Source organism: Selenomonas sp. oral taxon 126, from assembly GCF_001683335.1.
Taxonomy (GTDB): Bacteria; Bacillota; Negativicutes; order Selenomonadales; family Selenomonadaceae; genus Centipeda.
Genome location: NZ_CP016201.1, coordinates 617216 through 629179, shown reverse-complemented (window position 1 = coordinate 629179; position 11964 = coordinate 617216). Strand labels below are relative to the sequence as shown.

At 59.4% G+C, this 11964-nt stretch carries 9 protein-coding genes and 2 pseudogenes; 3 read left to right on the top strand and 8 right to left on the bottom strand.

Annotation, left to right across the window (positions count from 1 at the left end; translation table 11 throughout):
* The 5 genes and pseudogenes from AXF19_RS02645 to AXF19_RS02625 form a co-directional block, all read right to left on the bottom strand.
* Positions 1-494 (bottom strand): annotated as a pseudogene (locus tag AXF19_RS02645) (hypothetical protein); the annotation flags it as partial.
* Between the two features lie 291 nt (positions 495-785).
* Positions 786-2201, bottom strand: coding sequence for an SPFH domain-containing protein (locus AXF19_RS02640; protein ID WP_066844667.1), 1416 nt, complete (start codon positions 2199-2201; stop codon positions 786-788).
* A 127-nt stretch (positions 2202-2328) separates the two neighbouring features.
* The gene (locus tag AXF19_RS02635) at positions 2329-2949 is read right to left on the bottom strand and encodes a response regulator transcription factor (RefSeq protein ID WP_066844665.1); all 621 of its coding nucleotides are present in this window, start codon (positions 2947-2949) and stop codon (positions 2329-2331) included.
* Positions 2946-4334, bottom strand: coding sequence for a sensor histidine kinase (locus AXF19_RS02630; protein ID WP_066844662.1), 1389 nt, complete (start codon positions 4332-4334; stop codon positions 2946-2948). The genes AXF19_RS02635 and AXF19_RS02630 overlap by 4 nt, the downstream gene beginning before the upstream one ends.
* A 319-nt stretch (positions 4335-4653) precedes the next feature.
* Complete coding sequence (locus AXF19_RS02625) at positions 4654-7050, bottom strand: hypothetical protein (RefSeq protein ID WP_237141667.1); 2397 nt, start codon at positions 7048-7050, stop codon at positions 4654-4656.
* Between the two features lie 224 nt (positions 7051-7274).
* On the opposite strand from AXF19_RS02625, the gene AXF19_RS02620 reads away from it, so the two are divergent.
* Positions 7275-8432 (top strand): hypothetical protein, encoded by a 1158-nt coding sequence (locus AXF19_RS02620; RefSeq protein WP_237141666.1) that lies wholly within the window; start codon positions 7275-7277, stop codon positions 8430-8432.
* A gap of 20 nt (positions 8433-8452) precedes the next feature.
* Here the strand turns inward: AXF19_RS02620 and AXF19_RS14990 are convergent.
* Positions 8453-8530 (bottom strand): annotated as a pseudogene (locus tag AXF19_RS14990) (secretion protein HlyD); the annotation flags it as partial.
* Between the two features lie 258 nt (positions 8531-8788).
* Between AXF19_RS14990 and AXF19_RS02615 the strand changes: the two are divergent.
* On the top strand, positions 8789-9154 hold the full coding sequence (locus AXF19_RS02615; protein ID WP_066844659.1) for a hypothetical protein: 366 nt from the start codon (positions 8789-8791) through the stop codon (positions 9152-9154).
* Positions 9155-9241: 87 nt separating this feature from the next.
* Here AXF19_RS02615 and AXF19_RS02610 read toward each other — a convergent pair whose 3' ends face one another.
* Together AXF19_RS02610 and AXF19_RS02605 are read right to left on the bottom strand one after the other, a co-directional pair.
* On the bottom strand, positions 9242-9619 hold the full coding sequence (locus tag AXF19_RS02610; protein WP_066844655.1) for a hypothetical protein: 378 nt from the start codon (positions 9617-9619) through the stop codon (positions 9242-9244).
* A gap of 82 nt (positions 9620-9701) precedes the next feature.
* Positions 9702-10196 carry a hypothetical protein gene (locus AXF19_RS02605; protein ID WP_066844652.1) on the bottom strand — a complete coding sequence of 165 codons (495 nt, stop codon included), beginning with the start codon at positions 10194-10196 and terminating at the stop codon, positions 9702-9704.
* Positions 10197-10417: 221 nt separating this feature from the next.
* Between AXF19_RS02605 and AXF19_RS02600 the strand changes: the two genes are divergently transcribed.
* Positions 10418-11956 carry an ABC transporter substrate-binding protein gene (locus AXF19_RS02600; protein ID WP_066844649.1) on the top strand — a complete coding sequence of 513 codons (1539 nt, stop codon included), beginning with the start codon at positions 10418-10420 and terminating at the stop codon, positions 11954-11956.
* Positions 11957-11964 lie beyond the last annotated feature (8 nt).

The following is an 11964-nucleotide window of genomic DNA, read 5'->3' as shown; positions in this document are numbered from 1 at the left end:
TGGATTTCCTTGATGCGGTTCTCCGATGTGAACGCGCTCGGGAGGATGTACTTCCTGAGGCCGTCGCCGTAGAATTCCTTGAGCGCGGCGATGGCGTCCTGCTTCGTTTTCTTGAACGGGATGACGAAGTCGGGGCGGAGCATGCCGTCGAACTGGCGCGGCATCATGTTCGGACTGCCGCAGTAGGCGCACTCGGTCGCCATGGTGTTGCCGTCGGAGATGAGCTCGGCGCCGCAGGAGGAGCAGGTCTGAATCCGCATCATCGCTGCATCCGCAGCATCCCATTCGCCGCCCGCTTCCTCGGTCTGCCAACGTGACTCCTGCGCCTCGGCAGCGCGCACTGCACGCTCCTGCGCACGCTGGAACAGCGCCTCGACGGCTGCAATGTCGAGCTGTGCCGAGCAGTATTCGCAGGTCACGTGGTCGTGGCCGGGGAGGAAGGAGAGGGGGGCGCCGCAGTTGGGGCATTTGTAGCTGACGCTTGTGTCGGCCATATTGTTCACCTCTCTAGTGTAAATGTTTCGTGTGTGCGTTCAAAGCGCCAGTGACGCATGTGACTTTCTTACGATAGAGAACCTGTGTCGGTCAAAGCGCCCCTTCCACCATGCTGCGCATGGTCCCCCTCCCCCGTGTCGAGCGGTCAACGTCATCCAATCACACTTCGCTTACGCTTGTGTTCTTGGGACGTTTTCCCATACGACCTGTTTCCCAATCAGCTTCGTCCTACGGACTTGCTTCTTGGACAGGTCAGCAACGGGGGAGGCAAAGAGCGGGACGCACACATATTACTTCTGATCGTTCTCGTCGAAGATATCGCCGCACTCGGGGCAGAACTTCGGCGGGTGGGTGGGATCGGGGGGCGTCCATCCGCATTTGTCGCATGCGTAGAGCGGTGCGCCCGCCGGTTTCGGCTTGCCGCAGTTCGCGCAGAACTTGCCCTTGTTGCTCGCACCGCAGGAACACGTCCAGCCGTCCGCTGCGGGCTGCGGTTTGCCGCACTCGGCGCAGAACTTGCCCGTGTTGCCCGTGTGTCCGCAGGGGCAGTTCCATCTGCCCGCAGGAGCCGGCTGCGGTTTGCCGCAGCCCGCACAGAATTTGCCGGTATTGCCCGTCTGTCCGCAGGAGCACGCCCAGCCTGCCGCTGCGGGCGGTGCCTGCGGGGGCGGTGCGAGCGGGTTGCCCTGCGGTGCGCCCATGCCGCCCTGCGGGCCGAACGCACCCATGGCACCCATGCCGGCGTTTCCTGCCATGCCCATGCCCATGAAGCCGAACGCGCCGCCCATGCCCGCCTCGTTGCCGGCGGCAGTGCGCATGGCATCCGCCGTTGCAGTCGCGAGACGACCTGCACGCAGATTCGGATCGCTCATGATCGCGCTGTCCTGAATCTCCTTGATGCGCTTCTCGTCCTCTTCGTCCGCCTTGACGCTCGACACACCGAAGGAGACAATCTCAATGCCGCGCCGCTTGCCCCACTCGTCCGACAGCTCCTCGGACAGCTCGTTGCGGATGTCCTTCGTGTAGTTGATGAGCTGCGTGTAGCGGATGCCCTTTGCCGCAATGCGCCCGAACGTCGGTTGAAGCGCGGTGAGCAGCTCGCTCTTGAGCTGCGAGTCGATCTCGCTGCGCTCGTAGACGCCCTCGACATTGCCGCAGACATTCGTGTAGAAGAGGATCGGATTCACAATGCGGTAGCTGTACTCGCCGAAGCAGCGGATATTGACGTTCAGCATATACTGGCCGATCATGGTCTCGAACTGGATGGACTGCGCCGTCCCGTACTTGTTGCCCATGATTTCCTTCGTGTTGAAGTAGTAGACGCGCTGATCCTTGGGCGCATCGCCGCCGAACGTGAAGCGCTTGCCGATGTTCCTGAGAACGGCTTTGAGATCGTTTGCAAGATCACCGCCGAAGACCGTCGGCTCGGTGGAGCTGTCGTACGTGAATGCGCCAGGCTCGGCACAGATCTCGACGACCTTGCCCTGCTCGACGATGATCATGCACTGCCCCTCGTTGACCGCAATGACGGAGCCGCTCGTGATAATATTGTCCGTCCCGCTCGTGTTCGAGCTGCGGCCGCTGACGCGCTTCTGCCCCTTGGCGACGAGCGAATCCTTGTCGAGGCTGTCACAGTAGAAATATTCTTTCCACTGATCGGCAAGGACACCGCCGACGGAGCCGACTGCTGCTTGGATGAGTCCCATGGTTTTTCCTCCTCTAAAATAAACGAGAGTCTTCTGAAGGTTCTCCTATATTGTAACACAACGCGAGAAAAAACGTACTGTCATAAATGACAGGTTTTGCAAAAAATTTTGAAAAATTTTACGGCGCTCACATCACGCCGCCCGCATATCCGCGCTCGGTCGCCTCCACAGCAAGTCCGACAATGCTCTTATAGCCTGTCTTGGCAAGCATATTGCTGATGTGGAAATTGACCGTACGCTTTGTGATACTGAGATCAGCAGCGATCTCATCGTACGTCTTATTGCGGCAGATGAGCTGCAGGATGGCGAGCTCGCGGTTCGTGAGCGGAAGATCCGTACCGCCGAATGTATAGACGGTCTGCATCTTGGGATAGATCTTCCGCCCGCGCATCGTCTCACGGATACACGCAGCAAAGGTCTCGCCCGAGCTCTCCTTGTAGATGAAGCTGTCCGCACCAGCCTCCTTTGCCCAGTCGATGAAAGCGATCTCCTGCATTCCGGTCATGAGCACGACACGCAGGTGCGGAAAGCGCGCCTTCAGGCGTTCGCAGATCTGGATGCCGCTCGTACGCCCCTCCATGCAGATATCCATGAGCACGAGATCGGGCACAAGGCGCATGCACGCCTCCTCCGCCAGTTCCGAGAGCGTGCAGGTGCCGATGATGCGGATATCCTTCAGGGGTGTAAGAATCTTTACAAGTCCTTCGAGCAGTATCTTCTGATCGTCCACGAGAAGAATTTTAATCATCCTTGTTTCTCCCCTATCTGTGCATCGAGTTCGAAATGTGGTGACGGCGTGATACGCAGGCGTCCGCCAAGCTCGTTCACGCGGCGCATCATGCCCGTCAGCCCGCCGCCGGGGCGCAGGTGAGAGCAGCCGATGCCGTTGTCGCGGATGCGGAGCTGCCGCTCCGAGAGCGTGATATCGACCGCATTCGCGCGCCCGTGACAGACGGCGTTGCTCAGCGCCTCACGGATGATGGCGGCAAAGGCGCGTGCGCGGCGCAGATTGCGCGGCAGGCTGCCCGTGATCGTGAGCGCAATGCCAAGCCGCCGATAGGTGTCCGTCATGTCGGCGAGCAGCGTCGCGGGGTGCGCCTCCTGCGAGAGCGGCACGGACTCCAGGAGACTGTCGATGCGCACAATCGTGTCGAGTGCGTCCTTTGGCGCGGCACTCGCGAGGAGCTGCTGCAGCATAGAGATGCGCTGCCCGAGCACATCGTGCACACGCGAGGTGATCTCCTGCAGCGTGCGGTGCCGCTCCGTCGTCTCAAAATTTGTGAGCAGATCCTTCTGCGCCGCGATCATCTTCGACAGCTCCGCATTCTTTGCCTCGAGCTCGCGCGACACGGCATCCAGTTCCGTCACGCAGGAGGCTGTGATCTGCCAGCCGTTCAGCGCGCCCGTCAGAGGAGTGCGCTGAACGAGCCACGCATCTCCTGCGGTAAAGCGAAAGAGAACGGCATCCTTGCGCACGATCTTCTCTGCCACATTGGGGACGTCGAATGCCGTGAGCTCCTCCCAGAAGACAGTGGCATTGCGGTACTGCCTGCCGAGGAGGCGCTCCATGAAATGCAGCATGGCAATGTTGACGAGCGCGGTACTCTCATCCGCATGGGCAAAGAGCAGCCCGTCCGGCAGGAGGTCGAGCCCCTCGCGGATGGAGGAGACCGTTACCTCGCGCATGCGCCATGCACGCGCATAGCGGACGAGCAGGATGAGCCGCACCGCGAGCAGAGCCAGAACGAGGAGCGCGCTGTAGGGCAGGAGGGAATCGAAGAGCGGCAGGGAGAAGACGCCCGCCGCCGTGAGCAGTCCGCCGCGCCACGGCCTGCGCGCAGCGGAGTAGAGCCCCGCTACAACGGCGAAGAGCCCCGCCCACCAGCGCTGCAGTACCATCCATCCGTCGGGCGGCAGCCCTATGAGAAAGAGCTTCCAGCTGCCGCCGAGCAGCAGCGTGCTGCAGAGTGTGATCGAGAGCGCCGCCAGCTCCGGCAGGCTGCGGCGGATGCGGTGGCGGTCAAAGCGCCCAAAGCCCCGGCAGAATGCGGCGGCCTCAGCGATGATGATGAGCGCCGCGAGGAGGACGATGCCGATGATCTCCGCGTAGCTGTACGCGGTCAGTCGTTCCATACGCCCTCCTCCGTTCCCGATGTCGAGTCCTCTTCATGTGAATCGTCTTGCCTGCAACACTCAGTTTATAGGAATCGCTGATAAAATGAAGTCCGTTGAATTGGTGCAGATTTTTTGTCCTGTCAAGGAGACAAACCGGACGCATAGCGGGGGCTATGTGGAGGATTTGTCGACGCAGAGAGGGCGAAAAAGATGTGCTAAGACGACGGTGCTGAATTTATCAGTGCTTCCTATATTGTCCAGACGTTCAAAGAGCCCCTTCCACCGCAAGCAGTCCCCCTCCCCCGCATCGGCGGGGGAGGCTTTGAATAACGGCATATTAGCTTCCCCCGTCGAAACGGGGGAAGTGGCGAACGCAGTGAGCCGATAGGGGCGCTCCGAGAGCAGCCACCGTCAGTGAGAGCGCATAGCCACGGTCACTCAGCGTCACGGACAGCGCGTGCGTCTCCTCCCACGCCGCCGTCCACGGGGCGATCCAGTCCGCATTTTCCAGCAGAAAGACAGCACTGCTGTCGCTGAATCGGCAGAACACCTCCGTCGTGCCCTCGCGTGCTGCGTGTGCCAGGAATTCGGCGAAGAAGTCAAAGAGGGCGAGCGATGTTGCCGAGCTGAGAATATGCGGCAGACTCCATTCCACGCCGACGCGCAGACCGAGCGGCTGCAGATAGGTGCATGTCTCCGAGACCGCCATCGACAGCTCGTCCGTGCGGATCGTGCCGTCCTCCTGCCCCTTGAGGAAGAGGACGCAGCGCTTCTTCAGGTAGGAGGAGAGCAGATTGAGGCGGCGGATCAGCCGCGTCACCTCCGCCTCGTCCTGCGTCTCCATCAGCCGCTCACGGAAATCGCGCAGGAGCGGACGCTTCGCCGCGAGGATTGCCTCCAACTCATCCGAGAGATGTTTGCGGAGCGTGAGCCCGAGGAGCTGCTTGCGGATACTGTGCTCCTCGCGCAGGAGATCATGCGAGCGGCGCAGTGCGTCGCGCGAGAGTGCAAGCTGCCGCTGCTGCTCGTGCAGGAGAGACAGATCCTCATGCCAGACGAGCGCACCGCCGTGGATTGCCATGCGCGAGACGTGCGTATCGCGGCGCAGATTGTCCGGCAGCGCCGCCGAGGTAAAGACAGGCGTTCCCTCCGCATCCACCACCTGCATCGCCAGATGCGCATGTGTGAAGAACATCTCATGTTGGCGGTTCGACGGCATGAGCCCCGTGCGCAGACACGCCTCGATGAGGGCGAGGAAGAAGAGCGCCGTCACAGCTGTCAGCTCCGGCCACCGCACCCATGCGACATACTGATAGGCGATCGAGTATACGATAAAGAGGAAGAACAGGGCGAAGGGAAGCGCCATCACAGGCCGGAGTACCTGCTGTGCCTTTGCCTTCTCGAGGAGGAGCAGCAGCGCTGCAAAGATCTCGACAAACCAGATCGTCCAGTAGGCGTACGCGCCCCACGCCAGATGATCCGACCATTCCTGCGTCTCGATACTCCATGTGAAATAGAAGACCTGATGATGCAGATCGTTGCAGAGGATGAGCGCGGCGAGCAGGAGGTTGAAGCCGAACACCGCCTTCAGCCACGCGGGCATCGCGCGGTTGAGCACATCCTCGTCCGACGCCCACGCGATCCAGAGGAGTGCCACCGACAGCCCCGCGCGGAACACATAGTAGAGATACCAGAGCGTGCGTTCGAGTGCTGCGTCATGTGCAAACGTGAAAAGCTTTGCCATGCGTACCAGTTCCCAGAGGAGGAGCATGGCGATGATGAGGAGGACGGCACGCCGCGTGCCATGGTGCAGAACACGGTACAGGATCGCCGCCCCCCAGAACACCGTGACGATGAGCGTGCAGGTGAGGATCGCATGGCGCTCGTGCGCCTCCGAGGGCGCAAGAAGAGGGCGCTCCAGCATTTCTGCATGGTAGTGTGCGTTTGCCGCGCGAAGCCCCAGCAGGAAATCAGGCGGAATCACGTGCGCGGGGGAGTCCTCCTCTGCGACAGACGGATAGCCCGCCTCCGCCAGTTCTGTGGCGAGTTCCGGAGAGAAGGTGAGGGGACGGCGCGAGAGCAGCCCCTTTGTAAAGGAAATCGTCCCGTCCTGCGGCTCGATGACGCGCAGGCGTGCGCCGCGCCGGATGAGGCGATCCGCCTCATGGGCAAAGAGCACATAGACATCGCGCGTGCTCCCGCCGCGAAAGATCCCCCGCACGCCCCAATGTATAGGGTAGAAGCGCAGGCGTCCCGTCGACTTCATGCGGGAGAGCCTGTCGAATCCTGTCTCTGTATCAGGATACATCTGCCGTGCGAGCATCAGGAAGAAGATCTCGCGTTCGGGCGAGTTGTCGGGTAGAACGATGGTGACGCCCTGCCGGAGATCGCCCCAGTCATCAATCGGCAGGGGGGCATTCTCGTGCACCGCGAATACAATGGATGCCGTGTAATGCGGATACCAGTAGAGCGGCGTGGGCGTTCCGCGCCGATAGCGCTCCGCCTCGAAATCGTAGACCTCGATTGCGTCCACACGTCGATCTTGGAACAGATCGAGTCGGCTGCGCGTATAGCCAAGCGTCTCCACCTCATCCGTGCACATGCGCTGCAGGATATTCGCATATGCCGTGCCGTAGTTTCGGTCGTAGGCAATGGTGAGCGCCTGTGCGTGGGACATGGGCAGGAGTAGGGCGAGAGTGAGGACAAGCAGCGCGAGCTGACGCAGTCGGCACATCGTCCCACCTCCTATGCACATATGCGCACTCATTCTATACTATTTCGTTTGCAATGAATGAAATTCCTTGCGCGAAAAGTCCTATTGTCTAAAAAAATTACACATATCATGAGTAATTCGATATGGTTTCTTGTGAATTGCATGCCGCTATGTTAGAATGAAGCGGTGTTTAGAACAAAAGCCGTATCATTGCCCTGCGCCCATGATCTGAACGGAGGACATCTATGCGACCGATTTATCGCTTCGTGCTGTTCGCGCTCCTGTGCGCATCATTCTCATCCGCCGAGGGGGCTGAGACACAGCAGCCGCCCGCCGCAGAGAGAGCGCGCATCGCGGCGACTGCGCCCGCTGCGGATCTGCCGCCAACAAAAAAGACGCCGCGCATCGACGTCTGGGGGGACTACCGCTGGCTCTATGGCAAGGCGCGCATGGAGCTGCCGTCTGTGGGGCGGCGGCAGGACGTATACCTCTCCACGCGCCGCTTTCGCATCGCGCCGACCGTGCACGTGGGCGGCGGGTGGAGCGTCAGCGGCATGCTCGAGGATACGCGCTATGACAAGGACAGTATCGCGGGCGCACATCGCAGTGATCGGCATCTCTACCTCTCGCGCATCTTTGTCGAACACGAAAACGACCACGGCGTCAAGATCCGTGCGGGCAGATTCGTCTTCACCCCGTTCGAGGGCAACGTCTTCGACAAGCGCCTCGACGGCGTGCGCTGGCGGCACGGCGACAAGAACGTCGGCATGACCTCCATCTTCTACGGGCGTACCGTTGCACCGACGGGCGATCATCGGAAACGCGGCATCATCCTCGGCTACGAGCGGAACTGGACGCACTGGATGGGCGGCGCATTCTACTACGACCTGCACACGGAGCTGCCCGCCGTCTCGCGGGAGCGGGCGATGAGAGACCCGCTCGCCCTGCATAACGGCATCGACCGACAGCGCGTCCTCGAGCTGTTCGCGGGCTATCGCTTCGACCGCCACCGCAGCCTCGAGATCGAGTACCTGCACGGGCGCGCGCACACCGACCTCGACAACTATGACGACGTGGGGCGCGGCGTCATTGCCACCCTGCGCCTGCGTCAGTCGCCCAACGTCGAGCGGGCGGGGGACTACGGCGCGTGGATTGCGTACTACCATCAGCCGCGCGCAACCTACATCCATCACACCATGGACGGCGACCCGAACTTCTTCGGGCGTGCGGGCTTCCGTGGGTGGGGCGCACGTGCCGACATCGTCCTCACGCGCGGCGTCGTCCTCGCCGTCGAGGGATTCGACCTGCGTCCCGCGCGCTCCGGCACCCCGCTCTTTATGGGACGCACCTACGACGGCGCAAGGCAGAGAGTCATGGGGATGAGTTTGACTGCGTATTTTTGAAATTTGTTTACGTTGTACTGCTAAGGAAGCACTGATAAATTCAGCACCGCCATCTTAGCGCATCTTTTTTGCCCGCACAACGCCTGCAAATCCTCCACAGAGCACCACGCTGCGTCCGGTTTGCCTCCTCGTTCGGACGAAAAAACCTACGCCAATCTGAGGGTCTATTTTATCAGTGATTCCTTAACATAAAAAAATATGCTTGTGACCTGTAGTAAATGACAGGTTTTTAGTAAAATTTTTGAAAAACCTGTTATTTATGACAGTACGCTTTTATCCGATTTGGTTTATAATGAACGTGAATGAACTGCGCAGTTCAGGGATCATCCGTGTCAATGTGAAAAGGAGATGATGTTATGAAAAGAGCAGCAAGGGTGCTGGCGCTGGTGTTCACGCTGATGCTGGCGATGTCCTCTGTGACGCTCGCGATGTGGAGCGGTACGATCAGCCAGAGCGATTTCCAGAATCATGTGAAGGCGGGCAAGTTCGCGATCTTCGTGAAGGATGGCAGCTCGATCAAGATGTATGAGCCGAGTTCGCCGTCGTCTGCGGTCAGCGAGTTCAAGAGTGCGCTGCCGAGCGGCAGGCACACGGTCTACACGGGCAATGTTGCCGTGCGCGACTATCTCGAGGAGTATGGGTACTACGATTACTACCACAGCGGTGTGGATATCGGTGGTGGTGCGCGTGCCTATGAGTTCACGGCATGGGAGAAGATGTGACGCCCTGATGTGAGTGTGGGCTGAGAAGCAAAAGAGCGGCTGGTGTACGAAGAGATTCGTACCCGGCCGCTTTGCTATGCCACGGTTTTACTTCACGGTCAGCCGGATGGAGCGGATGCCGGGGCTGTGTTCGGCGCAGATGTAGAAGCCGAGTTTTGCCGTGTCGCCCTCGTAGAAGTAGCCGCAGACGAGCGGCGCGTTGTGGCTGCATTTCGGCTTCGGGATGTAGCCGTATGCCGCCTCAAGATCCTCGCGCGTGCTATCCGGCCGGATGCCCTGCGGCGTCGCAATGTCGCGCGCAGCATCGGTCAGGCGCATGTTGTACTCGTTTACATCGTTGACACCGAGGCGTACACTGTATACCTCGAAGTCGTCCATGTCCTCCGATTTGCGGAAGTGCACACGAAATGTATCGCCGTAGTTGTTGGTATGCAGGGCGTACGAGACCCCGTCGAAGGTGTTCACACCGTCGGCAATGTCTGTGGGAGTACCGTAGAGCTCCTTTACTTCTATGACATATCATCAGCGCAGCGCGTGCCGCGCTTTCCTACGATGCGTACATGGCGGGGATGGTCAGCGAGATCGACCGAACCCGATCGCTGTCGTCGAGGCGGATGGACAGCCGTTCTTTGACACTTCCATAGGCATAGGCGTACCTTTTGGTGGTCGATTCGCCTTCGTTGTAGGCGCGTATGATGTCTGCCCGCGTGCTGCCGACGTGGATGCCGCGCGGCGTCTGAAAGCCGTTGTCCTCCGTTACCTCCATGGCATAGAGCGTCTCGTTGTCCGCGCGGAACCTCATGACAACAGAGGAGCCATAATAGTAGTGGATGGAATAAACCTTGGGATTGTCGGGGAAGCTGTTCCACCCTCCGGGCCGCTCGATGCGGTCGGGCTCCCCGTAGATGCTCTCGACGTATGAGATTGTGCTGCCGATGCGGATGCCCCCGATCGCGACATCCTCCTCCGGTACATCAGCCGCCGCACAGAGGGATGCGGGGATGAGCAGTGCGAGGAGCAGGAACAAGATGCATTTTTTCATAGTGATTCCCTTCCTTTCTGCAATCAGTTTTATCTTATCATAAAGATTGCGTTTTGTGACCTGTAGTAAATGACAGGTTTTTGGAAAAAATTTTGAAAAACCTGTTATTTATGACAGTACGTTTTATGCGATTTTCGGTTACAATACAAATAGTATTTGCAGAAATGCTGCGTTGCTTTTATAATGCAAGGAAATATTATATAACAAAGGGAGGATGTGAGATGAAAAAGCTGCTTCTTCTGTGCGCTCTGTTCGTATGTGCCGTATTTGTGGGCGGCTGCGGTGAGGAGCGCGCGGCGGAGGTGACGGGGGCGCAGATCGTCTACGGCTCGCAGGACTATGACCAGATCAATCCGCTGTGGAATGAGTACGGGGAGATTGATCGTCTGCTCTTTGACGGGCTTGTGCGCCGCGACGGGACGGGGGCGATTGTGCCGGGGCTGGCGGCGTCGTGGGAGTACGATCCCGATACCTATACCTATGTGTTTCATCTGCGCCCTGATGTGCGCTGGCATGACGGCAAGCCTCTGCGTGCGGCGGATGTGAAGTTCACGATTGAGGCTGTGATGAATCCTCTGATGGAGTCTGTGAATGCGCCGAATTTCGAGGATGTGCGCGAGATCACGGAGCTGGATGATCGGACGGTGCGCATCCGCCTCTCCGCGCCGAATGCGGCATTTATCGACTATATGATCCAGCCCATCCTGCCCGCGCATCTGCTGGCGGGGCGCGATCTGACGACGACGGGCTTCTTTCACAGTCCCGTCGGGACGGGACCCTATCGGATGGATCACTGGGAGGCGGGCAAGGAAATTGTGCTCGCGAAGAATGAGGACTACTATCGCGGCGCGCCGAAGGTCGATCGCTTCGTGTTCAGAATCATGGAGGATGATGATGCCGAGGCAGAGGCGCTTGCGGACGGCACAATCGACATGGCGCATCTCTCGGCGCAGAATGCTGCGCAGTTCCACGATGCGGCGGGTTATCGTTACTATGATATGAAGAGTACGGACTACCGCGCAATTCTCTTTAACTTTACGCACCCATACTGGAGGCGGAACCGCGATCTCATCCCTGCGATTGCGTATGCGATTGATCGCCAGGCGGTTGTGGATGAGGTGCTGCTCGGTCAGGGGGTGCCGGCGTATGGACCGTTACAGTACAATGTATACAATAATCCGAACGTCGAACACTACGACTATAACCCGGGCAAGGCGCAGGAGATGCTCGAGGCGGCGGGCTGCAAAATGGGGAAGGATGGCTACTATATGCGCGGTGGTGAGGAGGTTGGTTTCCGCATCACGGTAAAGAATGACAAGGCAGGACGCATTGATGTTGCAAATTCTGTGGCTATGCAGCTACAGGCGATTGGCATACACTGCACGGTGGAGATACCCGCAGAGGTCGACTGGGACGGGCAGATGGCGTACCTCATCGGCTGGGGCAGTGCGCTGGATGCGGATGCGCATACGTACAAGGTGTTTGTGACGAGGAAGGCGGGGAACGGCGGCCTCTACTCGAACGCACGGGTGGATGCGTATCTCACGGCGGCGCGGCGCTCGAGCGATCCCGCAGAGCGCGCACGGCTCTACGGACTCTTTCAGGAGGAGATCGCAAAGGATCCGCCTTTTGTCTTCATCTGCTATACGGATGCGATTTTTGTTGCGCGGGATCGCGTGCATGGAATCCCTACGGACAAGCTGCTCGGGCATGGCGGCATCGGGTTTTTCGGCAATGTGAATGAGTGGACGGTTGATTAGATAGGATG